This is a genomic window from Dolomitihabitans soli, from assembly GCF_022213955.1.
In the GTDB taxonomy this organism is placed as follows: domain Bacteria; phylum Actinomycetota; class Actinomycetes; order Streptosporangiales; family Streptosporangiaceae; genus Streptosporangium_A; species Streptosporangium_A soli.
Genome location: NZ_JAKNTW010000007.1, coordinates 342929 through 365988, shown reverse-complemented (window position 1 = coordinate 365988; position 23060 = coordinate 342929). Strand labels below are relative to the sequence as shown.

Genomic DNA, 23060 nt, shown 5'->3' with positions numbered 1-23060 from the left:
CATGAAGACCTTCGAAGAGCTGTTCGCCGAGCTGTCTGACAAGGCGCTAACCCGGCCCCCCGGCTCGGGGACCGTCGCCGCGCTCGACGCCGGCGTCCATGCCATCGGCAAGAAGGTCGTCGAGGAGGCCGCGGAGAGCTGGATGGCGGCCGAACACGAGTCGGACGAACGTGCGGCCGAGGAGATCTCCCAGCTCCTCTACCACGTGCAGGTCCTCATGCTGGCGCGCGGAATCGGGCTGGAGCAGGTCTACAAGCATCTGTAGGCCGCCCGGCCCGCCCCGCCGCCCACTCCCAGCCATCTGAGGAATCCGTCATGCTCCGTCTCGCCGTACCCAACAAGGGCGCGCTCACCGAAGCCGCCCAGTTGATCCTGAAGGAAGCCGGTTACCGCCAGCGCAAGGACAACAAGGAGCTCGTGGTCGTCGACCCGGAGAACTCCTGCGAGCTGTTCTTCCTGCGGCCCCGCGACATCGCCGTCTACGTCGGCGAGGGCACTCTCGACGGCGGCATCACCGGCCGCGACATGCTCTACGACTCCGGCGCCCCCGCCGAGGAGATCCTTCCTCTCGGCTTCGGCCGCTCCACCTTCCGCTTCGCCGCCGGCCCCGGCGACTTCACCTCCGTCGCCGACCTCGCCGGGCTGCGCGTCGCCACCTCCTACACCGGGCTGCTGGAGAAGCACCTGGCCGAGGCCGGCGTCGAGGCCCGCGTCCTCAAGCTGGACGGCGCGGTCGAGACCGCGCTCAGGCTCGGCGTGGCCGACGCCGTGGCCGACGTCGTGGAGACCGGCACCACCCTGCGCAACGTCGGCCTCGAAGTCTTCGGCGAGCCGATCATGAAGTCAGAGGGAATCCTGATCAAGCAGGCCGGGGCCGCCACCGCCCCGGCCCTCGACCAGCTCATCCGCCGCCTCCAGGGCGTCCTCGTCGCCCGCGACTACGTCATGATCGACTACGACATCCGGGCCGAGCAGATCGACAAGGCCATCGCGATCACTCCCGGCATGGAGGGCCCCACCGTCTCCCCACTGCACCGCGAGGGCTGGGTCGCCGTCCGCGCCATGGTTCCCCGCAAGGGCCACCAGCAGGTGATGGACCAACTCTGGGACATCGGCGCCCGAGCCATCCTGGTAACCGACATCTACGCCGCGCGCCTCTGACGCGCCCTGCCATCCGCCGCACGATCGAGCGTTCGCGGTCGGGCCTGGCTGCGGGCGTGCGGCCAGGCCGATCGACACGGTGACCGCCTGCTCACCCTGCCGGCACCGGACCCGGTCCGACATCTGGATGCCCGCTCATGACTGATCGGCCACGGTCGTCGACGAAGGCGCCGGCTCGGGCTGCGGTGAGCGCCACGGTGACGGCCCGCGCGGCGGCATGGGAGTCGATCGGCTCCCGGCTGACGACCGCGCGGTAGTACAGCGGCGCGGAGATGGCCCGGATGACGTCGGCGGAGTCGGTGCCGGCGGGAAGTTCTCCTCGGTGAACGGCGAGGTCGACACGGTGCGTCCACTCGCCGATGCGCCGTGCGTAGAACGCGTGGAGCGCCGTGGCAGCGGCGTCGTCGCAGGTCGCTGCCGCGATCATCGCCTGGAGCGTTGCCCCGAGCCGCGGGTCGGTGAGTGCGTCGAGCACGCTGGTGGCGTTCTCGAGCAGATCGGCCTCCAGGTCGCCGGTGTCCGCATGGGCCACCGACCGATCGGCCAGATCTGCCATGAGATCGGTGATCAGCCCGATCGGCCCGCCCCAGCGCCGGTACACGGTGGTCTTGCCGACACCGGCCCGGTCGGCGATCTGATCCATGTTGAGGCCGTGGAATCCGTGCTCTCCGAGCGCGTCCTGGGTGGCCTCGAGCACGGCTTCGCGGACCCTTGCGGTACGGCCGCCAGGCCGGAGGGTTCCGGGTGACACATCCACAGTGACGCTCCTGACTCGGTTCTCTGGCAGCTTAACGAATCTCGAATCCCATTAGCGCAGGCTTGAGGATCAGATCGTGGACCGCGGAAGAACCGCCGCGGCTTTCGGCGAACTCGCGGGAGCCGGAAGATCGGAAACGCCGCCTTGATCATGCTCCGGCAATGGCGAGGTCCGTCAGTACGAGGCGTCCGCGCTACGGGGTCTCCAACTGGCGGGCGCTGTCGCGAAGCTGCGCCACCGCGCGGGCGATGAGGTCGCCGCGGCGCCGATCCCGGCGGGCGTGGACGACGATGCGCCGCAGGACGGCGGGGCGAACCACGGGCCTGGCAACGAGTCCGTCGGGGAGCTCCGCGACGGCCAGGCGCGGGAGGACGGTGACTCCGATGCCCGTCGCCACCAGTCGCAGCGCCGCCCGATGATCGTCCAAGCGAGCGGCGTAGCGCGGTGTGAATCCGGCGGCCCTGCATGCGCTCAGCACGATCTGCCCGATCGGGCTGTCGTAGATGTCGTGATCTACCCAGGGCTCACCTTCGAGGTCCCGGAGGGCGAGTTCGGGAGCATCGGCGAGCGGGTGCGTACCGGGGAGCACGGCGACGAGCTCCTCGACGGTGAGTTCATGACGTTGGTAGCCGTCCAGGTGCACTTCGGCTCCGTCGGCGGGCTCGGTGCGGATGTCGAGGTCGGGTCGCCGGCGGCCGCGCCCATCGAAGGGTTCGTTGAGGCTGATCTCGACGGTGAGGTTCGGTTGGTGCCGACGAACGGTCCGCACGACCTCTGGTATCCAGCACTCGGCCGCAGAAGCGAAGCAGGCGATCGCCAGATGCTGCGCCTGACCGCTCCGGAGGTCCGCGACGACTCGGTCAAGGCGTCCGAAGTCGGCGAGGAGCGACTGAGCTTGATCTGCCAGGTGCCGTGCGGCATCGGTGGGGCCGATGCCGCGTCCTTGCTTCTCGAACAGGATCAGCCCGGTTTCCTTCGCCAGGGTGGTCATGTGCTGGCTGATCGTCGCAGGCGAGTAGCTGAGGTTCCGTGCCGCTTTGTTGATCGACCCAGCCGCCAAGACCGCGCGCAGGATCGCGAGACGTCGCGGGTTGAGCATGGCACCACAGTAAGGCAATACCGAATGATAAGTCGTATTTGTTTGCTTGTTACGACTGTTGTCGCCGCCCGAAGATGGCATCTGGCACATTCGGCGTCGTCTCGGGCGCGGTCAGAGAGGGTTGGCGATGGACACCACGTTTTGGGATGAGGCGGACCGCCTCCTGATCCGCTACGGCGCCGGCTTCACCCCGCGGGTCATCGAGCGTGCCTCGGGCGCGCATGTCTTCGATCGCCAGGGCAGGCCGATTCTCGACTTCACCTCAGGGCAGATGAGTGCCATCCTCGGCCATGCGCACCCCGATATCGTGGCGACGGTCTCGTCCGCGGTCGCGTCGCTGGACCACCTCTACAGCGGCATGCTCAGCACTCCGGTGGTGAAGCTCGCCGACCGGCTCACCGCGACCCTGCCCGCCACCCTGGGCAAGATGCTGCTGCTCACCACAGGTGCCGAGGCGAACGAGGCCGCGATCAAGATGGCCAAGCTCTCCACCGGCCGCTATGAGATCGTCTCCTTCGACCGCTCGTGGCACGGCATGACCCAAGGGGCGGCCTCCGCGACCTTCTCGGCCGGGCGGCGCGGCTACGGTCCGCCGACACCGGGGAACCTCGCGCTGCCCGCACCGTATGCCTACCGGTCGCCGTTTCGATCCTCCGACGGGTCACACGACTGGGAGGCTGAGCTCGCCTACGGCTTCGCTCTGGTCGACCAGCAGTCCGCCGGGAGTCTCGCCGCCTGCCTCATCGAGCCCATCCTGTCCTCGGGCGGGATCATCGACCTGCCGCCCGGGTATCTTCGTCGCCTCAAAGAGATGTGTGACGAGCGCGGGATGCTGCTCATCCTCGACGAGGCGCAGACCGGTCTCGGCCGCACCGGGGCGATGTACGCGTTCGAGCGCGACGGGGTCACCCCCGACATCCTGACGTTGTCGAAGACCCTCGGAGCCGGGTTGCCCGTGGCGGCCGTCGTCACGTCTGCCGAGATCGAGCAGGTCTGCCACGACCGGGGGTTCCTCTTCTTCACCACGCACGTCTCCGACCCGTTGGCGGCTGCCGTCGCGCTGACGGTCCTTGACGTCATCGACCGCGAGAAGCTCGTCGCGCGTGCCGCGGAGCTGGGCGAGCAGCTCACCGGCCGGCTGCTGGCGCTTCGCCACAGCTACGAAGTCGTCGGTGACATCCGCGGCCGAGGCCTGCTCCAAGGTGTCGAGCTCGTGCGGGACAAGAAGAGCAAGGCGCCTGCCGACGCGCTGGGCAACGCGGTCACCTCGGCCTGTCTCGAACGAGGCCTGCACCTGAACATCGTCCAGCTCCCTGGAATGGGCGGCATCTTCCGCATCGCCCCGCCTCTCACGATCAGCGACGACGAACTGCACACCGGCGTGGACATCCTCGAGGCGTCTCTCAAGGCCGTGCTCGACGACGCCGCCGGGTGAGGTGATCCCGCCGTCGGCGTCAACAGATCCTCAAGGCTGGTAACCGGTTACTAGGCGACGCCTCGACGCCGGGGAAAGTTTCATTCTGGCGTCAGGAGCCGCCCGGGGCGCTGGTGGCGACGGTTGACGGCCGGTTGGGCTGGTGGGTGGTTTTTCTGCCGCAGGTGGCGGAGGTTAGAGCATGACATGTCAAGAAATGTGGCAGTAATCGTTTCTTGACGCGGTCTGATCTCCGCGTTTAGCGTCCGGATCAAACGTCTAGTAACCGGTTACCCCGGCATCGGCACCGATCAGTCCCCCACATGAGAGGTGACCCCGATGGACAGACCCAGCTGGAGCGGCATCAAGGGCTGACCAGTCGAGGATCCTCCCAGAGAGGAGTCTTCCCATGCGCCGCTCCCGAATCGCGACCTTCCTGGCCGCGCTGTGCCTCGCCGTGACCGGCACGCTGCCACCCGCCGCACCCGCGCAGGCCGTACCCGCGCAGGCCGCGCCCGTCACCGTGCCGGTCGGCGCCCAGTTCACCGACACCGGCGGCAACCCCCTGCACGCCCACGGCGGCGGGGTGCTGAAGGTCGGCGCCTATTACTACCTGTTCGGGGAGAACCGCAACGCCAACGGCACCTTCCGCTACGTCTCGGCATACCGGTCGACCGACCTGCGGAACTGGGAGTTCCGCAACAACGTGCTCACCCAGTCGAGCGCGGCCGAGCTGCAGGTCGCCAACATCGAACGGCCCAAGGTCATCTACAACGCGAGCACCGGCCGGTTCGTCATGTGGATGCACAAGGAGAACGGCAGCGACTACGGCGAGGCACGGGCGGCCGTGGCGGTGTCCTCCACCGTGGACGGGAACTACACCTACCTGCGTAGCTTCCGCCCGCTCGGCCACATGTCAAGAGATATCACCGCATTCGTGGACACTGACGGGGCCGGCTACATGATCTCCGCCGCCGACGAGAACTACGACCTGCACGTCTACCGGCTCACCCCGGACTACACCGACATCGCGGCGCTGGTGCGCGTGTGGGACGGCGACCACCGGGAGGCGCCGGCCATGTTCAAACGCAACGGCGTCTACTTCCTGATGACCTCGGGCGCGACGGGCTGGCAGCCCAACCAGGCGAAGTACGCCACCGCGACCAGTATCGGCGGCACCTGGAGCGCCTGGCAGAACGTCGGCGACTCACTCACGTACGGCTCGCAGTCCACGTTCGTGCTGCCGATCCAGGGCACCCAGACCACCTCCTACCTGTACCTGGGTGACCGCTGGGCCGGCGCCTGGGGCGGTCCCGTCAACGACTCCCGGTACGTGTGGCTGCCGGTGCAGTTCTCCGGCAACACGACGATGAGCCTGTCCAACGCCCGGCAGTTGACCATCGACGCCGCGACCGGCACGATCGCCGCCACCGGATCGGGCTACGACCGGCTCACGGTGCGCCACTCCGGCAGATGCGCGGACGTCAGGTCCCATTCCACCGCCAACAACGCCGCCGTCGTGCAGTACGCCTGCGGCACCGGGACCAACCAGCAGTGGCGCATCCAGTCGATCAGCGGCGGCTACGTGCAGATCGTCGCCCGCCACTCCGGGAAGTGCCTGGACGTGAACGGGGTGAGCACCGCCGACTACGCCACGGTCCAGCAGTACACCTGCGGCAACGGCGCCAACCAGCAGTGGACGCTGCAGGACTACGGCGGCAACCTGCGGCTGGTCGCCCGCCACTCGGGCAAGTGCCTGGACCTGCCGAGCAGTTCGCAGAACGACAACGTGCAGTTCCAGCAGTACTCCTGCGGCGGCGGCGCCAACCAGCAGTTCACCCGCACCCCGCTCTGACCGTCCCGCCGGCAGGACGAGAGGCAGGACGAGAGGCAGGACGAGAGGCAGGACGAGAGATGGGCCGGGTGAGCCACCCGGCCCGCCCGCCGGGCAGGACAGACGTCGTCGCGAGCGCGTGCTCGATCCCGCCGCGCATGCCACCGCATCGAGGCCGCCGCCGCGCCCGCCCGCCCGCAGGACTGTCTTTGATCTACATCGTAAAGGCGGTCACCTGGCGACCTCCCGGATCAGATCGCCGACCCGCAGGATGCCCAGGCAACGTCCGACCTCGTCGGTGACCACCAGATCGTCGTAGATCCGCGTCGCGTCCCTGCCCGCCACCTGCATCGCGGCGATGGCCGGGGTGGTCTTCGGCACCGTGCGGGGCGGATCGGCCAGCCGCGCGGCGGGCTTGCTCCCGTGCAGGGCGTACCCGTACCGCCCGGCGATGGACAGCATGAACCGGCTGCGGTCCAGGCTCCCGCGCGGCCGCTGGTACTCGTCCACCAGGATCACGCTCGTGATCGACGGCTCGCTGCCGAACGTCTCCGCCGCCTGCTCGGCGGTCGCCTCGGCGGGAAGGGTGACGGCCGGCAGGAGGAACTCCTGCACCCTCGGGCCGAGCGCCCGCCCCGCCGGCTCCTGCGGAACCGGCAGCGGCACGGTCACCCGTCCGGACGGTCCGGGCGCCAGCAGCGGCCCGTGCGCCAGCCGTACGCCCCAGCCGCGCACCGCGGCGAGCTGCGCCTCGTCGGTCACGCCGGGGGCCAGCATGTGCGCGCCGATGCCCCGGGCGAGCACCGTCAGCGACTCCCCGACCGCCGCCCGCCGCGGATCCCGCGGGATCCGCGCGATCAGGTCGGGGGAGAGCATCATGAGGTACGGCATGGCGTCGCTCAGCAGGTCGAGCGGGACGTGGGCGGTGCCCAGATCGCCGATCGCGACCAGGTAGCCGATCGCGCGCAGCCCGTCGAGGCCGACGAGCAGCGCCCGCCGGTCCTCGTGGGCGATCTCGCCCTCGACGGCCAGGATCACCTCGCGCGGCCGCCGCCCCGACACCCGCAGGACCTCGTGCAGCGGCGCGAGACTCCCCGACCCGCCGATCACGGCCCGTGCGGGGAGACCGAGCACGATAGGGAGAAGGGCCTCGCGCCGGGCGGCGTCGAGGGAGGCACGCGCCATGGAGGCCGCGTCACCGAACCGCCGACCGGTGATCGCCCGCAGCGCGATCACACCCCCCGTGTCGAGGTCGACTATCGGTGTGATGAGCGCGTTGCCCGCCTCTGCGGGCGGCGGGGCGGAGAGTTTGCTCGACACGTACAGATGATGTCGCGCCACCCATGGTCACATATAGACACGTGCAGCGATGTTCACCGATATTTCGCCGGGTGTTGGAGGCATCGGCAAGCCCCTGACCTCGATGTTTGACAAGAAGCGACGGATCATGGTTCGGGCGGTGCCGCGGTCGCCGGGCGGCGGCGGTGAGGGTAGCCTCACGGCGTGAGCGGACGGCCGGCGCGCGGGGGAGGGCACTGGGTCTCGGTGTCCCCCGAGCGGTTCGAGGGGTGGGCGGGAAGATTCGGCGAGCGGCACGGCCCGCCGGCGGTGTCCGCCGACGACCGGATCGTACGGCTCGCGGCCCCGGACGGCGCGCTCGCCGAATGTCACGTGCCCTTCCCCCCGCTGGCCGGAACGGGCGATCCGGTGGCGGCGCTGGCCGGGCACGCGAGGCGCGACCGGCTCGTCGGGGTGGTGCTGGTGCGGCTGGGCGGTTACGCGGCGGGGATCTTCGCGGGGAGCGTGCTGGTGACCTCCAAGGTGGGATCGCGGCTCGTGCAGGGGCGTACGGCCGCGGGCGGGTGGTCGCAGCACCGGTTCGCGCGCCGCAGGGAGAAGCAGGCCGGGCAGGCGCAGGGCGCCGCGGCGGACGTCGCCGCCCGGGTGCTGGCACCGCGCCTGGCCGAATTGGACGCGGTGGTGTTCGGCGGCGACCGGCGTTCGGTGGACGCGCTGCGGGGCGACCGCCGGCTCGCGGCCGTCTTCGCCCTGGAGGCCGAGCCGTTCCTGACCGTGCCCGACCCGCGGCTGGTGGTCCTCCAGGACACTCCCAAGACCTTCCGGGCCGTGCGTGTCCGCGTCGTCGAACCCGGTTCCGAGGCGCGCTGAGAGCCGGCGGTGACGAGAAGTCACGCCATGGTGGGGCCCTGGTCAACGTACACTGATCGGTATGCGCACTCCCGACTGATGGCCCTCCACGCCACAGCTGTCCCTTCCCGACCCCGGCCTGGGAGTGTTACTCCAACTATGATCATTGCCTCTGATATCGAACTGCGCGCAGGATCGCGGCTGCTCATCGAGAGCGCGTCCTTCCGGGTGAACCCGGGCGACAAGATCGGCCTGGTGGGCCGCAACGGCGCGGGCAAGACCACACTCACCCGCGTGCTCGCCGGCGAGGGCATCCCCTCGGGGGGCACCGTGACCGCCACCGGCGACGTCGGCTATCTGCCGCAGGACCCGCGCACCGGTAACCTGCAGGAACTCGCGCGCGACCGGATCCTGTCGGCGCGCGGGCTCGACGAGGTGCTGCGCGACCTGCGCGCGGCCGAGTCCGGCATGGCCGCCACTGACGAGCGGGTCAGGGACAAGGCCGTGCGCGCCTACGGGCGGCTCGAAGATCGGCTGCACGTCCTGGGCGGCTACTCGGCGGAGGCGGAGGCCGCGTCGATCGCGTCCAGCCTCGGCCTGCCCGACCGGGTGCTCGGCCAGCCTCTGCAAACGCTTTCCGGTGGACAGCGACGGCGTGTCGAACTTGCGCGAATCTTGTTCAGCGGCGCGGAGACTCTCCTTCTTGACGAGCCGACAAACCACCTCGATGCAGACTCGATCGGGTGGCTTCGTGATTTTTTGCGCTCCCATCAGGGCGGCTTGATCATCATCAGCCACGATGTCGGCCTTCTTGAAGCGACGGTAAACAAGGTTCTGCACCTCGACGCCAATCGTTGTGTGATCGATACGTACAACGTCGGCTGGAAGACCTACCTGGCCCAGCGGGAGACCGACGAGCGGCGCCGGAAGCGGGAGCGGGCCAACGCGGAGAAGCAGGCGTCGGTCCTCATGTCACAGGCCGATCGGATGCGCGCGAAGGCCACCAAGGCCAAGGCGGCGCAGGACATGGAGCGCCGCGCCAAGCGCCTGCTGGCCGGCATCTCCGAGGAGCGCAGGTCCGACAAGGTGGCGAAGCTGCGGTTCCCCAGCCCCGCCTCCTGCGGGCGCACCCCGCTGACCGCGGTGGGCCTGTCGAAGGCGTACGGCTCGCTCGAGGTCTTCACGGACGTCGACGTCGCCGTCGACCGGGGGACCCGGGTGGTGATCCTCGGCCTGAACGGCGCCGGCAAGACCACTCTGCTGCGTCTGCTGGGCGGCATCGAGACGCCCGACACCGGTGAACTGCGCCCGGGGCACGGGCTGAAGATGGGCTACTACGCCCAGGAACACGAGACTCTCGACGCGGGCCGTACCGTCCTGGAGAACATGCGATCGGCCGGTCCGGACGTCGCCGACGTCGATCTGCGCAAGGTTCTCGGGTCCTTCCTCTTCTCCGGCGACGACGTGGACAAGCCCGCCGGAGTGCTGTCGGGAGGGGAGAAGACGCGGCTGGCGCTGGCGACCCTGGTGCTGTCCGCGGCGAACGTCCTCCTGCTCGACGAGCCTACGAACAACCTGGATCCAGCCAGCCGCGATCAGGTACTTTCGGCACTTAGGTCCTATTCTGGGGCGATCGTCCTCGTCACGCACGATGAGGGCGCCGTGGAGGCACTACGACCGGATAGGGTGATCTTGCTGCCAGACGGAGTCGAGGACGCTTGGAGCGACGAATTTTCCGATCTTGTGGCACTTGCCTGATCTTAATTTGAGCGGGTACGGATCTTTTCCCGTGGAGTAGGTAGCCGATCCGGCTGAAATGACTGATCATGGCGTGAGTAACGCTGCGGAAGTCTGGCACTACAGGAGGTACTCGTGGCCGAGACTCTGAAGAAGGGCACCCGGGTGACCGGGGCCGATCGCGAAAAACTGGCCGCCGATCTCAAGAAGCGCTATGCCGCGGGTGAAAGCATCCGCGCTCTGGCGGCTTCCACCGGCAGGTCATACGGGTTCATCCACCGCATCCTCAGCGAGTCCGGTGTGACTCTGCGGGGGCGCGGCGGGGCGACCCGAGGCAAGTCCAAGCGCTAAACGGCCGCCTCGGAACGCGCGACCGCAGCCGCTCGTCCCCGTCAGTCGCAGCCGCCGCGCCCGAGCCAGTAGAACCATATTCTATGGGAATCGATAGGCTCGGGCGCGACGGATCCAGACAGGCGGAGAGAGCGATGGCGGAAGTGGCTGTTGGGGGGAGAGCGGGAGCGATCGAGGCGAGCGAGCTCGCCGAGATCGGACTGCGCTTCGAGGTGGACGGCGAAATCGCGACGATCACCCTGGACCGGCCGGACAAGCGGAACGCGCAGACGTTCGCGACTTGGTCGGCGCTGGCCAGAATCGGTGAGAGCCTGCCCGAGCAGGTGCGGGTCGTCGTGGTGGAAGGTGAGGGGCCGTCCTTCTCGGCAGGCATCGACCTGCGGATATTCACCCCGGAAGGGGTTCCGGGGCAGACGTTCTTCGCCGCGAACGCGGCGCGCGACGACGAGACTCTCGAACGGGGAATCGCGGAGGCGCAACAGGGTTTCCTGTGGTTGCGCCGCCCGGAGATCGTCTCCATCGCGGCGGTCCAGGGCCACGCGATCGGTGCCGGCTTCCAGCTGGCTCTGGCGTGTGACCTGCGGATCCTCGCGGAGGACGCGAAGCTGTGCATGAAGGAGCCCGCGCTGGGCCTGGTGCCCGATCTGACCGGCACCAAGCCACTCGTCGACATCGTCGGCCTGCCCAGGGCCATCGAGATGTGCCTGACGGCACGGACGGTGGACGCGCGGGAGGCGCTCGCCCTCGGCCTGGGCGAGTTGATGGTTCCGGGGGAGGAGCTCAAGCAAGCCGTACGGGATCTCGCGGCCGCCGTGCTCGCCACGGATCGGGGGGCCGCCACGGCGACCAAGCGGCTGCTCCAGGGCGCTCGGGGGCGCTCGCTGGAGGAGCAGTGCGCCGCCGAGCGCCGTGAGCAGGCCGTACGGCTCAAGACGATGTTCGCCCGGAGCTGATCGGGGAATCGAGCGCTCTCTCCCGGTGCTGCGCATGAGTGACTCGACCGGGAGAGGTGTCCGACCCGGGGGTGACAGGGCCGGGAAGGGCGTGCGCGAATGACGATGATGGGCGGGGGTTACGGACCCCAGATGCGTTCGCTGCGCCGTGACGAGTCGGTGACCAAGGAGCGGCTCTCGCCGGGCACCGTGAAGCGGATCGCTCGCTACGGCCGCCCCTACGCACGCCAGATCGCCGCCTTCCTGGCGCTGGTGGTGCTCGGCGCCGTGGTGGTCGTCGCCAACCCGCTGCTGATGAAGGCGATCATCGACGACGGCATCGAGAGCAAGCAGGCCGGGGTCGTCGTCGGGCTGGCCGCCGCCATCGCCGGTCTCGCCGTGCTCGACGCGGTGCTCGTGTTCGCCCAGCGGTGGTTCTCCGCCCGCATCGGCGAGGGCCTGATCTACAACCTGCGCACCGAGGTCTTCGACCACGTCCAGCGGATGCCGGTCGCCTTCTTCATGCGGGCCCAGACCGGCGCGCTGGTCTCCCGGCTCAACACCGACGTGATCGGCGCCCAGCGCGCGCTGACCACCACCCTGTCCTCCGTCCTGTCCAACGTGATCAGTCTGGTGCTCGTGCTGGGCGCCATGCTGGTGCTCTCCTGGCAGATCACCCTCGTCGCGCTGGTCCTGCTGCCGATCTTCCTGCTGCCCGCCCGCTGGGTGGGGCGGCGGATGTCGAAGCTGACACGTGAGCAGATGGAGCTCGACGCGGAGATGAGCTCGGTGATGACCGAGCGGTTCAACGTCGCGGGCGCGATGGTCGCCAAGCTGTACGGCAGGCCCGACGAGGAGGCCGTCCACTTCGCCGGGCGGGCCGGCCGGGTCCGCGACGTGGGCGTGACCGTGGCGATGTACGGCACCGTGTTCAGGGTCGCGCTCGGCCTGGTCGCCGCCCTCGCGACGGCCCTGGTGTACGGCGCGGGCGGCGTGCTCGCCGTCGGCGGCGCCTTCGAGATCGGCACCCTGGTCGCCCTGGCGGCGCTGCTGATGCGCCTGTACGGCCCGCTGACCAGCCTGTCGAACGTGCACGTCGACGTGATGACGGCGCTGGTGAGCTTCGACCGGGTCTTCGAGGTGCTCGATCTCAAGCCGATGGTCGCCGAGCGGGCCGACGCCAGGCCGGTGCCCGGCGGGCCCGCGGTGATCGAGTTCGACGACGTGGTGTTCAACTACCCGTCGGGTTCGGAGGTGTCGCTGGCCTCACTGGAGTCGGTCGCGCGGCCGGACACCGGTCCCTCCGCGCGGGTGCTCGACGGGGTGAGCTTCACCGCGGGGCCGGACGAACTGGTCGCGCTGGTCGGCCACTCGGGCGCGGGCAAGACCACGATCACCTCGCTGGTGTCCCGGCTCTACGACGTCACCGGGGGCGCGGTCCGGGTCAACGGGCTCGACGTCAGGGAGGCGACGTTCGCCTCGCTGCGCGACACCATCGGCGTCGTCATGCAGGATGCCCACCTGTTCCATGACACGATCGCCGCCAACCTGCGTTACGCGCGTCCGGAGGCGAGCGACGAGGAGCTGTGGGAGGCGCTGCGCGCCGCCCAGATCGGCGAGCTGGTCGAAGGGTTGCCCGACGGCCTGGAGACGATCGTCGGCGACCGCGGCTACCGGATGTCGGGCGGGGAGAAGCAGCGCCTGGCACTGGCCCGGCTGCTGTTGAAGGCGCCCAGCGTGGTCGTGCTCGACGAGGCCACCGCGCATCTGGACTCCGAGTCGGAGGCGGCCGTGCAGCAGGCGCTGAAGTCGGCGCTCGCGGGCCGTACGTCCCTGGTCATCGCGCACCGCCTGGCCACGATCCGGGAGGCCGACCAGATCCTCGTCGTCCAGGACGGGCGGATCGTCGAGCGCGGGCGGCACGAGGAGCTGCTCGCGCACGGGCGCGTCTACGCCGAGCTCTACCGGACCCAGTTCAGCCATAGCTGAGGCGTTCGAGCTCCTCGCGGGCCACCCGCTCGAACAGGCCGGCGTCGCTCGGGCGCAGCCGGGAGCGCCAGGAGCCGACCTTGGGGACGGCCCTGCCGTAGAAGGCCGTCTTGGACACGGGGGTCTCCAGGAAGTCGGACAGCGACGCGACCGCCTTGCCGGGCGCGGAGACGAGGTCCTCGTAGCGGAGGGTGAGGAGCTGCTCGCGGGGGAGGTCCTGGCGGAGCACGGCGCTGAGCCGGACGGCGCTGCGCCAGCGCAGGGCGCACTTGCCCGCCGTGGGCATCCCCTTCCAGCGGTCGCGGTGCTCGTCGCGGTTGACGCCGAGGAACGGGTTGGGGAACTCGGTCTCCTCGCTGAGCATGATCGGCTTGAACCAGGCCAGGCAGGCGGGGTCGGCCATCATGTCGGCGGCCACGTCGCGCCCGTCGCGGATGAGCTGCACGAACCGCGCGTCGGGAAAGGCGCGAAGTAGCACGGGGGCGCTGTAGAGCAGGTCGGGGCTGGCGTCGCCGAACCTGGCGACCGAGCCCGCCGAGGTGCACGGGCCGGGCCCGGTGAGGCCGCCGGCCTCCCGGCAGATCGCCGGGCACTCGCCGCACGCGCCGGGGCTGATCTGCCAGGACTCCGCGAGGGCGTCGCGCAGCACCCTGGCCGCTCCGCCGCCGCCGTTCCTGGTGACGATCGAGGGCCTGCGCGCGAAGGCGTAGACCACGTGGGTCACGGCGGTCCTGCCCATGGTGACGTGGAAGCCCGGGGAGCGCTTGAGGGCGCGGGCCAGCAGATCCGCGCCGGAGTGCGGAGCGGCGAGCACGAACACCGGCCGACGGACCTTGATGCCGTTGACCACGAGGATGTGGGTCGGAGGTCGCATATGTGTGGACAGTGTGGCACCGTTTGGCGGATGAACGAACCGGCTACGCCCATCTTGGTCCGGACATATGGGGCCACCTTGGCAAACGTCGCAATGAGAGTGGGTAGCTCTTCTGGTACCGGCCGATCCGGGAGGCTGTGAATGGCTGAGCCCCTGCGTATGCCGCCGCCGCTGCTCCAGGGCGACACGGTGGCCGTGGTCGCGCCCTCGGGCCCGCTGGACCCCGAGTCGCTGGCCAGGGGCGTGCGCGTGCTGACGGACCTGGGTCTGCGGGTGGTCGTCGGCAAACACGCGCTGGAGCGCGAACGCTACCTGGCGGGCGCCGACGCCGGCCGCGCGGCGGACCTGCAGGAGGCGTGGTGCGACCCCTCGGTGGCCGCGGTGATCTGCGCCCGCGGCGGGTACGGCGCGAGCAGGCTGCTCGGCCTGCTCGACTGGGAGTCGATGGCGGAGGCGGCGCCGAAGACGCTGCTGGGCTCCAGCGACGTCACCGCGCTGCACCAGGCGCTGGCCGTACGGCTCGGCGTGGCCGGGTGCTTCGGGCCGATGGCCGCCAACGACCTCGTCGGCGGCGAGGACGGCCCGGAGCCGCTGAGCTTCGAGCACATGACCGCGGCGTTGTTCGGGGAGCAGAAGCCGATCGCCGGCGATCAGGTGCTGGTCCCCGGCCGGGTCGAGGCGCCGCTGACCGGAGGTAACCTCAGCCTGCTCGCGGCGCTGTGCGGCACGGCCTTCGCGCCGCGCTTCGAGGGCCGGATCGTGCTGCTGGAGGACATCCACGAGGCGCCCTACCGCGTCGACCGGATGCTGACCCAGCTCCTGGAGACGGGCGCCTTCGACGGAGTCGCGGGCATCGCGCTCGGCTCCTGGGTCGGGTGCGGCGACGTCGCGCCGGTGCTCGCCGACCGGCTGATTCCGCTCGGCGTGCCCGTGCTGGCCGGTCTTCCGGTAGGTCACGGGTCACCACAGTTGACGGTGTGGCTGGGGGGACTTGGTGTTATTGATACCCAATCGTGCTCCCTGACCGGTCTGTTCCACCGCTCGGAGGAGGCAGTGTAGGTCGAGGTCTGGAGGAAACGGCAGAAAGGACGGACGCGTGAGGTTCTTCCGGCGGCATCGTGACCGGCCGGCCGAGACGCCGAGGCGTCCGGTCGAAGAAGTGGACCTGGACTCCCTGCTCGCCCTGGTGGGCGACTCCATGGGATTCGAGTGCTCCTTCGCCCCCGACGGCGCGGTGCTCTCCCTCACCGGGTCGCTCCCCGGTCGCAAGGACGTCACCATCCGCCTGACCGGGCTGCGCCGCGAGGCCGTCCGCCGGGCCCGGGAGGACTGGCCGATGCTCGTCTCCGAGCACCTGTCGCACGCCCTCGCGGTCGCCGACGAGCCGCTGGACGCCTGCGACCTGACCCAGATCCGCCCCCTGCTGCGCACCCGCGTCCATCTCGCCGACGAGCTGGAGGGCGCGAAGGTCGTCGGCCGCCACCTCACCACCGACCTGATCGAGATCCTCACCCTCGGGTACGGCGGAGCCGTCCGGCCCGTCCGGCCGGAGGAGGCGGGCTGCTGGCCGATCCCCGCCGGCCAGGCCCTCGACCTCGCGCTGCTCAACGCCCGTGACGACGAGCGCCTCACGGTGGCACGCGTCGACCTGGGCGGCGTGGACGTCTGGCGGCTCAGCGGTCCCACCGCCGGGGCCGCCGCCCACCTGCGCAACCTCGACGACTACGTGCCGGTGCCCGACGACGGCGCGCTGGTCGCCCTGCCCAGCTCCGGTACCCTCGTGGTCCACCCGGTCCAGGGCATCGGCGTGGTGCGGGCCATCGAACGGCTGCGGCTGTACGCGCAGCGGGAGGCCGAGGAGCACGCCGAGGGCCTCAGCTCGCAGGTCTACTGGTGGCGGGCGGGACGGCTGACCCTGATCAGGGCCGACGTGATCGCGCGGAACGGCCAGACCCGCCTGGTCGTCGCGCCGCCGCCGGAGTTCGCCCGCGTGCTCGCGGCGATCGCGACCCGCCCGCCCCGCTGACCGGCCGCCCCTCAGGACCCGTCCGCCTCGCCGGCCACCCGCTGACCGTGCCGCTCCCCGCGCCGACCCGCTCGGCCGCTGACCGTGCCGCTCTCCGCGCTGATCCGCTCGGCCGCTGACCGTGCCGCTCCTCACGCCGACCCGCTCCGCCGCCGACACCGCCGCGTCCGGCGGCCGGTCACGACAGGGCGCGGGCCGTGTGCACCAGCGGGACGTGGCTGAAGGCCTGCGGGAAGTTCCCGACCAGCCTGCCGAAGCGCGGGTCGTACTCCTCCGAGAGCAGCCCGACGTCGTTGCGCAACTCCAGCAGGCGCTCGAACAGCCGCCGGGCGTCGTCGCGTCTGCCGGTGACCGCCAGCGCCTCGGCCAGCCAGAAGCTGCACGCCAGGAACGCGCCCTCGCCCCCGGCCAGGCCGTCGACCGAATTGTCCTCGGCGGTCGGGTAACGGAGCACGAAGCCGTCGACCGTCAGCTCCCGTTCGATCGCGGCGATCGTGCCGTGCACCCTCGGGTCGCCGGGTGGCAGGAAGCCGACCAGCGGGATCATCAGCAGTGCCGCGTCGAGCTCCCGCGAGCCGTACGACTGGGTGAAGGTGCCTCGCACGGAGTCGAAGCCCTTGTCGCAGATCTCGGCGTGGATCCGGGCGCGCAGCGCCTTCCAGCGATCCACCGGGCCGCTCCGGCCGAACCGCTCCACCTCCTGGACGGCACGGTCGGCCGCGACCCAGCACATCACCTTGGAGTGCACGAAGTGGCGGCGCGGCCCGCGGACCTCCCACAGCCCCTCGTCGGGCTCGTCCCAGTGGTGCTCCACGTAGTTCATCAGCTCCCGCTGGATGGCCCAGGCGCGGTCGTCCCCGGCCAGCCCGGAGATCCGCGACACGTACAGCGAGTTCAGCACCTCGCCGTAGACGTCGAGCTGGAGCTGGCCGACCGCGCCGTTGCCGATCCGGACGGGCCGTGACTCCTCGTAGCCGGGCAGCCAGGGGATCTCCAGCTCGGGCAGCCGCCGCTCGCCCGCCACGCCGTACATGATCTGGAGGTCCTGCGCCCGGCCGGCGATGGCGCGGAGCAGCCAGCCGCGCCAGTCGCGGGCCTCGTCGAGGTAGCCGGAGCCGATCAGCGCGTCGAGGGTCATGGTGGCGTCACGGAGCCAGCAGAAGCGGTAGTCCCAGTTCCGCGAACCGCCGATGTCCTCGGGGAGGGAGGTGGTGGGGGCGGCCACGATGCCGCCGGTGGGGGAGTAGGTCAGCGCCTTGAGGGTGATCAGGGAGCGGACCACGGCCTCCCGCCAGGGGCCCCGGTAGGTGCAGCGGGAGACCCATTCGGTCCACATGGCCTCGGTCTCGTCCAGCTGGACGTCCGGGTCGATCTCGACCGGCATCGGTTCGTGGGAGGGGTGCCAGGTGTAGACGAAGGACAGCCGTTCGCCCGCCGCGACGTCGAAGGTGGCGCTGTGGGCGTAGTCGCCGCCCTTGAGGGGCACCGGGGAGTGCAGCCAGACCGAGTCGGGGCCACCGACGGCCTGCAGGTGGCCGTCGCTCCTGCGCACCCACGGCACGATCCGGCCGTAGTCAAACCTGATCCGGATCTGGGTGGACATCTCCACTGTGCCCGAGATGCCCTCGACCACGCGCACCACGTCGGGGTTGGCGTGCCTGGGCGGCATGAAGTCGGTCACCCGTACGGTGCCCGTCCCGGTGTCCCACTCGCTCTCCAGGATCAGCGTCTCGCCCCGGTAGCGCCGCCGGGTGGCCAGCGGGCGGCCGGTCGGGCCGAGCCACCAGTGGCCGTTGCGCTCGCCGCCGAGCAGCGCGGCGAAGCAGGCGGGGGAGTCGAACCTGGGCAGGCAGAGCCAGTCGATGGAGCCGTCGCGGCCGACGAGGGCGGCCGACTGCATGTCTCCGATGAGGGCGTAGTCCTCGATCCGCATCCCCCGACGCTAGCGCGAAAGGCGGGCCGGCCGGTCCTTCGGCCGCATGACCGGCATGAAGAACTGGGTGAGCGGGCCGATGGCGAGCGCGAAGACGACGGTCCCGATCCCGACCGTGCCGCCGAGCAGCCACCCGATCGCCAGCACGGCGATCTCGATGAGCGTGCGGGCGAGCCTGATGGACAGTCCCAGGCGGTGCAGCCCCGTCATCAGCCCGTCGCGGGGTCCGGGGCCGAGGTCCGCGCCGATGTAGAGGCCGGTGGCGGCGGCCACCATGACGACGGCCGTCAGCATGAGGGCCCAGCGCGCCGCCAGGTGGCCGGCGGTGGGCAGCAGCCAGATGGTGGCGTCGGCGAACAGGCCGACGAGGACGACGTTGCTGATCGTGCCCAGGCCCGGGCGTTGCCGCAGCGGGATCCAGAAGACCATCACCAGGGCGCCGACCACGATGATCCAGACGCCGATCGACCAGCCGGTGAGCACGGAGAGGCCTTGGTGGAAGACGTCCCACGGGTCGACGCCGAGGCCGGCCTCGACCTGCAGGCCGATGCCGGCGCCGTAGAGGGCGAGGCCGATGTAGAGGCGCACCAGGCGCGAGGGCAGGGAGCCGGAGATGGGGACGGACGGTTCGCTCATGATGTCGTACATCCTCCGGAACGGGCGAGTTGCTAATAAAGGGCCAATAACGAAAAGTGGCCTTATGGAACGACACGTGAGCGCGAGGCAACTGGCCGGGCTGGTACGGCTCGACCCGGCCGACCGGCCCTACTACCGGGCGCTGGCGCAGGGCGTCCGCACGCTCGTCCTCGACGGACGGCTCGCCGTACGGGTCCGGCTGCCGGCCGAACGGCACCTCGCCGCCGCGCTCGGGATCAGCCGCACCACGGTCACCGCCGCGTACGACCGGCTCAGGGAGCAGGGCTACCTGGACAGCAGGCAGGGCGCGGGAAGCTGGACCGCGCTGCCCGACCCGGCGACGCTCGGCGCGGAGAATCCCTGGCTGGCCGCCGAGGACGAGGGCATGCTGCCGATGCACAGCGCGGCCCCGGCCGCCACCGCGCAGCTGCCGCGCGCGATGGCGCTGGCCGCCGAGGACCACCCCCGGTACGCCCTGGGCATCGGCTACCACCCGATGGGCCTGCAGGTGCTCCGCGAGGCCGTCGCCGCCCGCTACACCGCGCGCGGGGTGGCCACCCGCCCCGAGCAGATCCTCGTCACCGCCGGCGCCCAGCACGCCATCCACCTGGTGACGAACCTGCTGCTCCGGCGGGGTGACGCCGCGGTCGTGGAGTCGCCGACCTATCCGCACGCGCTGGACTCGGTGCGCTCGCGCGGCGCCCGGCTGGCATCGGTCGGGCTGACCGCGGGCGGCTGGAACCTCGACCTGATCGTGGCGGCGATGAAACAGTCCGCCGCCACGATGGCCTACCACATCCCCGACTTCCACAACCCGACCGGCCGCCTGATGGACGACGCCGGTCGTGCCGCCCTGGTGGACGCGGCCAGGCGGAACGGCACGGTGCTGGTCATCGACGAGTCCTGGGCCGAGCTCGCGCTGCAGGACGTGCCGCAGGTCACCCCGACGGCCGTCTTCGACACCGGCGGCAACGTGATCACCATCGGTTCCGCGTCCAAGCTGTGGTGGGGCGGGCTGCGCATCGGCTGGATCCGCACCACGGCGACGCTGGTCCGGAAGCTGGCCGCGCTGCGCGCCTCGGTCGAGATCGCCTCCCCGGTCTTCGAACAGCTCGTGGTGGCCAGGCTGTTCGAGCACATCGAGGAGACCAGGGCCGAGCGCCGCCGTACGCTCTCCGCCTCGCGTGACGCCATGGCCGCCGCGCTGCGCGCCGAGCTGCCGTCGTGGAGCTTCGAGACGCCCGCCGGCGGCGGCTCGCTGTGGATCCGGCTCGACACGCCGTCGGCGACCGCCCTCACCGACGCCGCGGCCTGTCACGGCGTACGGCTGGCGCCCGGTCCGTGGTTCGGCGTGGACGGCACCCTGGAGAGCCACCTGCGCCTGCCCTTCACCCAGTCGCCGCAGGTGCTCGCCGCCGCGCTGCCCAGGATCGTCGCCGCCAGGACCCGGGGCGGGCACGGTTCGCGTCCGGCCGAGTCGCTCACTCCGGTTCTGTGACCCCGCGGGCCAGCGGCGCCCGCAGGCCGTACCTCATGGCCAGGATGCGCAGGGTGAAGGCCAGCACGGCGGCGGCGAGCGTCGTCGGCCAGCCGTGCAGGCCGTTCTGGTAGAGCGAGGCCATGGTCACCGCGCCGAGGAGGGCGGGCACGGCGTAGAGCTGCCGGTCGTACAGGAGACTGGGGATCTCGCCGGCCAGGATGTCGCGCAGGATCCCGCCGCCGACCGCCGTGGTGACGCCCAGCAGCGTGGCGTGCAGCGGGCTGAGACCGACGATGAGCGCCTTCTCGGTGCCGACCGCGCAGAACAGGCCGAGGCCCGCCGCGTCGAAGACGAGTACGGCCGGCATCAGGCGCTCCACGTGCGGGTGCCAGAAGAAGACGATGGCGGTGGCGACGAGCGGGACCAGGACGTAGCCGACGCTCTCGAAGGCCGCCGGGCGGAGGTTGAGGATGAGATCGCGCAGGATGCCGCCGCCCAGAGCGGTCATCGAGGCGATCACCGCCATGCCGACCACGTCGAGTCTCTTGCGCACGCCGAGCAGCGCCCCCGAGATGGCGAAGACGAAGATTCCGGCGAGATCGAGCACCTCGTTCACGCGGGGATCATTTCATGGCGGCCAGGGCTTGTCGGAGGCCGATGCCGTGTGTTCCCATGCTCCAAAAGTGAACACTTTCTGGAGGCGCGTGATGGCTGACTCCCCGATCCTGCGTGAACGAGCGGCGATCGAGACCGAGATCGCCGGCCGTACCGTCTGCGATCAGTTGCGGGAGACCGCCGAGGAGCATCCCGACGCCCCCGCCTACTCCGACCCGGCCGGCGACGGCTGGTCCACGCTCACCTACTCCCAGGCCAGACGGCGCATCCTGGAGATCGCCGCCGGGTTCGCCGCACTCGGCGTGCGTCCCGGCGACGCGGTGGCCCTGATGATGGTCAACCGCAGCGAGCACGTGCTGGCCGACCTCGGCGCGGTGCACGCGGGCGCCACCCCGTGCTCGGTGTACTCCACCTTCGCGCCCGGCCAGGTCGCCTTCGTCGCGAACGACGTGGGCGCGAAGGTCGCGGTCCTCGGCGGGCCGGCCGACCTGGCGCGCTGGGAGTCCGTGCTCGACGAGCTGCCGGGCCTGACGAAGGTCATCATGCTCGACGGGACGCCCACCGGCGACCGCTTCATGAGCTGGGACGACTTCCTCACCCTCGGCAGCGACACGCTCGCCGCCGATCCCGCCGCGATCGACGCCCGCTGGCAGGCCGTCACCCCCGGCGACGTGCTGACCGTGCTCTACACCTCGGGCACCACCGGCAACCCCAAGGGCGTGCCGCTCACCCACGCCAACGTGCTCTACGAGGTGGCCGCCACCGACCGGATGATCACGCTGCCGATCCGGGGCACCCAGATCTCCTACCTCACCTACGCCCACATCGCCGAGCGGGTGCTCAGCCTCTACCTGCCGGTGTTCAAGGTGTCCCACGTCCACTTCTGCACCGATCTCACCCAGCTCGGCGCCACGCTGGGCCAGGTCAAGCCGGTGCTCTTCTTCGGCGTCCCCCGGGTGTGGGAGAAGATGATGGCCCGCCTGCAGGCGTTGCTGGCCACCCAGCCGGAGGAGCAGCAGCAGAACGTCCGCGCCGCCATGGCCGCCGGACTCGCCTACATCGAGGGGTTACAGTACGGCCGGACCGTGTCTCCCGAGGTCAAGGCCGCCTACGACCAGGCCGACGCGGCCCTGCTGTCGATCATCCGCTCGATGATCGGCTTCGACAACGCGGAATGGCTGGCCACCGCCGCCGCACCCATGCCGCTGGAGGTCCAGCGCTTCTTCGCGGGCCTCGGCCTCAAGGTCATCGACGTGTACGGCATGACCGAGACGACCGGGGCGTTCACCGCGAACAGCCCCGCGAAGTTCAAGCTCGGCACCGTCGGCCCCGCCGAGCCGGGCGTCGAGGTCCGGGTCGCCGACGACGGCGAGATCCTCACCCGCAGCCCCCTCAACACCCGCGGCTACCTCAACCGCCCCGAGGCCGCCGCCGAACTCCTCGACGACGACGGCTGGCTGCACACGGGCGACGTGGGCGCCATCGACGAGGACGGATTCGTCAGCGTCGTCGACCGCAAGAAGGAGCTCATCATCACCGCGGGCGGCGAGAACATCTCACCCGCCAACCTGGAGAACCACCTCAAGGAGCACCCGCTCGTCGGCCAGGCCCTCGCCTACGGGGACAGGAGACCCTACGCCGTGGCGATCCTCACCCTCGACGGCGAGGTCGCGCCCGGCTGGGCCGAGGCGCGGGGGATCGGCTACACCACCCTCGCCGAGTTGGCCGAGCACCCCGAGGTGCTCAAGGAGATCGAGGCGGCGGTCGGTCTCGCCAACGACAAGCTCGCCAGGGTGCAGCAGATCAAACGCTGGCGGCTGCTCCCGGCGGAGTGGACCGCCGAGACCACGGAGCTCACCCCCAGCCTCAAGCTCAAGCGCCGGATCATCCACGCGAAGTACGCCGACGTCATCGACTCCATGTACCGGGCCTGAGGGTCGCGACTCTCCCTCGCTGCAGTCTCGGGGGGATTCTGGTCGGATTTCGTCGAGCTCGATCCCGACGACGATCAAACGTCGCGGGTGGTTGGGACCGAGCTCGGCGGGTGCGGCGGCGCGTGGCAGGTTACGGCGCT

20 protein-coding genes are annotated in these 23060 nt (G+C 70.5%); 13 read left to right on the top strand and 7 right to left on the bottom strand.

Annotated elements, in window-relative coordinates; all coding sequences use genetic code 11:
* Position 1 precedes the first annotated feature (1 nt).
* Together MBA17_RS17165 and hisG are read left to right on the top strand one after the other, a co-directional pair.
* On the top strand, positions 2 to 265 hold the full coding sequence (locus MBA17_RS17165; RefSeq protein ID WP_238497474.1) for a phosphoribosyl-ATP diphosphatase: 264 nt from the start codon (positions 2 to 4) through the stop codon (positions 263 to 265).
* 50 nt (positions 266 to 315) lie between these two features.
* Positions 316 to 1161 carry an ATP phosphoribosyltransferase gene (hisG, locus tag MBA17_RS17160; RefSeq protein ID WP_238497473.1) on the top strand — a complete coding sequence of 282 codons (846 nt, stop codon included), beginning with the start codon at positions 316 to 318 and terminating at the stop codon, positions 1159 to 1161.
* Positions 1162 to 1252: 91 nt separating this feature from the next.
* Here the strand turns inward: hisG and MBA17_RS17155 are convergent, their stop codons facing one another.
* Complete coding sequence (locus MBA17_RS17155) at positions 1253 to 1918, bottom strand: TetR/AcrR family transcriptional regulator (RefSeq protein WP_238497472.1); 666 nt, start codon at positions 1916 to 1918, stop codon at positions 1253 to 1255.
* A gap of 193 nt (positions 1919 to 2111) precedes the next feature.
* On the bottom strand, positions 2112 to 3098 hold the full coding sequence (locus MBA17_RS17150) for a LysR family transcriptional regulator (protein ID WP_238497471.1): 987 nt from the start codon (positions 3096 to 3098) through the stop codon (positions 2112 to 2114).
* Positions 3099 to 3144: 46 nt separating this feature from the next.
* On the opposite strand from MBA17_RS17150, the gene MBA17_RS17145 reads away from it, so the two are divergent.
* Positions 3145 to 4452 (top strand): aspartate aminotransferase family protein, encoded by a 1308-nt coding sequence (locus MBA17_RS17145; RefSeq protein ID WP_238497470.1) that lies wholly within the window; start codon positions 3145 to 3147, stop codon positions 4450 to 4452.
* A 388-nt stretch (positions 4453 to 4840) separates the two neighbouring features.
* Entirely contained in the window at positions 4841 to 6286 is a 1446-nt protein-coding gene (locus tag MBA17_RS17140) for an RICIN domain-containing protein (protein ID WP_238497469.1), read from the top strand.
* Between the two features lie 210 nt (positions 6287 to 6496).
* Here the strand turns inward: MBA17_RS17140 and MBA17_RS17135 are convergent, their stop codons facing one another.
* Entirely contained in the window at positions 6497 to 7585 is a 1089-nt protein-coding gene (locus tag MBA17_RS17135; RefSeq protein WP_238497468.1) for an EAL domain-containing protein, read from the bottom strand.
* Positions 7586 to 7768: 183 nt separating this feature from the next.
* Between MBA17_RS17135 and MBA17_RS17130 the strand changes: the two genes are divergently transcribed.
* The 5 genes from MBA17_RS17130 to MBA17_RS17110 all read left to right on the top strand — a co-directional run bounded on the left by MBA17_RS17130 (position 7769) and on the right by MBA17_RS17110 (position 13422).
* Complete coding sequence (locus tag MBA17_RS17130) at positions 7769 to 8434, top strand: acVLRF1 family peptidyl-tRNA hydrolase (protein WP_238497467.1); 666 nt, start codon at positions 7769 to 7771, stop codon at positions 8432 to 8434.
* 138 nt (positions 8435 to 8572) lie between these two features.
* Positions 8573 to 10171 carry an ABC-F family ATP-binding cassette domain-containing protein gene (locus MBA17_RS17125; protein WP_238497584.1) on the top strand — a complete coding sequence of 533 codons (1599 nt, stop codon included), beginning with the start codon at positions 8573 to 8575 and terminating at the stop codon, positions 10169 to 10171.
* A 114-nt stretch (positions 10172 to 10285) separates the two neighbouring features.
* Positions 10286 to 10501 carry a helix-turn-helix domain-containing protein gene (locus tag MBA17_RS17120; RefSeq protein WP_093173121.1) on the top strand — a complete coding sequence of 72 codons (216 nt, stop codon included), beginning with the start codon at positions 10286 to 10288 and terminating at the stop codon, positions 10499 to 10501.
* Positions 10502 to 10635: 134 nt separating this feature from the next.
* Entirely contained in the window at positions 10636 to 11454 is an 819-nt protein-coding gene (locus MBA17_RS17115; RefSeq protein WP_238497466.1) for an enoyl-CoA hydratase/isomerase family protein, read from the top strand.
* A gap of 99 nt (positions 11455 to 11553) precedes the next feature.
* Positions 11554 to 13422 carry an ABC transporter ATP-binding protein gene (locus MBA17_RS17110; protein ID WP_238497465.1) on the top strand — a complete coding sequence of 623 codons (1869 nt, stop codon included), beginning with the start codon at positions 11554 to 11556 and terminating at the stop codon, positions 13420 to 13422.
* Here MBA17_RS17110 and MBA17_RS17105 read toward each other — a convergent pair.
* Entirely contained in the window at positions 13409 to 14296 is an 888-nt protein-coding gene (locus MBA17_RS17105; RefSeq protein ID WP_238497464.1) for a sulfotransferase family protein, read from the bottom strand. The two genes, MBA17_RS17110 and MBA17_RS17105, sit on opposite strands and share 14 nt — an antisense overlap.
* A gap of 141 nt (positions 14297 to 14437) precedes the next feature.
* Between MBA17_RS17105 and MBA17_RS17100 the strand changes: the two genes are divergently transcribed.
* The gene (locus MBA17_RS17100; protein WP_238497463.1) at positions 14438 to 15355 is read left to right on the top strand and encodes a S66 peptidase family protein; all 918 of its coding nucleotides are present in this window, start codon (positions 14438 to 14440) and stop codon (positions 15353 to 15355) included.
* A gap of 37 nt (positions 15356 to 15392) precedes the next feature.
* On the top strand, positions 15393 to 16322 hold the full coding sequence (locus MBA17_RS17095; protein ID WP_238497462.1) for a hypothetical protein: 930 nt from the start codon (positions 15393 to 15395) through the stop codon (positions 16320 to 16322).
* Positions 16323 to 16500: 178 nt separating this feature from the next.
* Here MBA17_RS17095 and MBA17_RS17090 read toward each other — a convergent pair whose 3' ends face one another.
* Together MBA17_RS17090 and yczE are read right to left on the bottom strand one after the other, a co-directional pair.
* Positions 16501 to 18255: a glycoside hydrolase family 15 protein gene (locus MBA17_RS17090; RefSeq protein ID WP_238497461.1), complete on the bottom strand. Its 1755-nt coding sequence runs from the start codon at positions 18253 to 18255 to the stop codon at positions 16501 to 16503.
* Between the two features lie 9 nt (positions 18256 to 18264).
* The gene (gene yczE / locus MBA17_RS17085; protein ID WP_238497460.1) at positions 18265 to 18891 is read right to left on the bottom strand and encodes a membrane protein YczE; all 627 of its coding nucleotides are present in this window, start codon (positions 18889 to 18891) and stop codon (positions 18265 to 18267) included.
* A 76-nt stretch (positions 18892 to 18967) separates the two neighbouring features.
* Here yczE and yczR point away from each other — a divergent pair, with 76 nt between their 5' ends.
* Positions 18968 to 20389 (top strand): MocR-like transcription factor YczR, encoded by a 1422-nt coding sequence (gene yczR / locus MBA17_RS17080; protein ID WP_238497459.1) that lies wholly within the window; start codon positions 18968 to 18970, stop codon positions 20387 to 20389.
* On the opposite strand, the gene MBA17_RS17075 is transcribed toward yczR, so the two are convergent.
* The gene (locus tag MBA17_RS17075) at positions 20373 to 20987 is read right to left on the bottom strand and encodes a trimeric intracellular cation channel family protein (RefSeq protein ID WP_238497458.1); all 615 of its coding nucleotides are present in this window, start codon (positions 20985 to 20987) and stop codon (positions 20373 to 20375) included. The two genes, yczR and MBA17_RS17075, sit on opposite strands and share 17 nt — an antisense overlap.
* Positions 20988 to 21078: 91 nt before the next feature.
* Here MBA17_RS17075 and MBA17_RS17070 point away from each other — a divergent pair, with 91 nt between their 5' ends.
* Positions 21079 to 22920, top strand: coding sequence for an AMP-dependent synthetase/ligase (locus MBA17_RS17070; protein ID WP_238497457.1), 1842 nt, complete (start codon positions 21079 to 21081; stop codon positions 22918 to 22920).
* Positions 22921 to 23060: the final 140 nt, after the last annotated feature.

Excerpts from the sequence above, each read along its gene's own strand:
- MBA17_RS17165 (WP_238497474.1), top strand. The coding sequence starts at position 2 with ATGAAGACCTTCGAAGAGCTGTTCGCCGAGCTGTCTGACAAGGCGCTA.
- hisG (WP_238497473.1), top strand. The coding sequence starts at position 316 with ATGCTCCGTCTCGCCGTACCCAACAAGGGCGCGCTCACCGAAGCCGCC.
- MBA17_RS17150 (WP_238497471.1), bottom strand. The coding sequence starts at position 3,098 with ATGCCATCTTCGGGCGGCGACAACAGTCGTAACAAGCAAACAAATACG.
- MBA17_RS17145 (WP_238497470.1), top strand. The coding sequence starts at position 3,145 with ATGGACACCACGTTTTGGGATGAGGCGGACCGCCTCCTGATCCGCTAC.
- MBA17_RS17140 (WP_238497469.1), top strand. The coding sequence starts at position 4,841 with ATGCGCCGCTCCCGAATCGCGACCTTCCTGGCCGCGCTGTGCCTCGCC.
- MBA17_RS17125 (WP_238497584.1), top strand. The coding sequence starts at position 8,573 with ATGATCATTGCCTCTGATATCGAACTGCGCGCAGGATCGCGGCTGCTC.
- MBA17_RS17115 (WP_238497466.1), top strand. The coding sequence starts at position 10,636 with ATGGCGGAAGTGGCTGTTGGGGGGAGAGCGGGAGCGATCGAGGCGAGC.
- MBA17_RS17110 (WP_238497465.1), top strand. The coding sequence starts at position 11,554 with ATGACGATGATGGGCGGGGGTTACGGACCCCAGATGCGTTCGCTGCGC.
- MBA17_RS17105 (WP_238497464.1), bottom strand. The coding sequence starts at position 14,296 with ATGCGACCTCCGACCCACATCCTCGTGGTCAACGGCATCAAGGTCCGT.
- MBA17_RS17100 (WP_238497463.1), top strand. The coding sequence starts at position 14,438 with ATGGCTGAGCCCCTGCGTATGCCGCCGCCGCTGCTCCAGGGCGACACG.
- MBA17_RS17090 (WP_238497461.1), bottom strand. The coding sequence starts at position 18,255 with ATGCGGATCGAGGACTACGCCCTCATCGGAGACATGCAGTCGGCCGCC.
- yczE (WP_238497460.1), bottom strand. The coding sequence starts at position 18,891 with ATGAGCGAACCGTCCGTCCCCATCTCCGGCTCCCTGCCCTCGCGCCTG.
- MBA17_RS17070 (WP_238497457.1), top strand. The coding sequence starts at position 21,079 with ATGGCTGACTCCCCGATCCTGCGTGAACGAGCGGCGATCGAGACCGAG.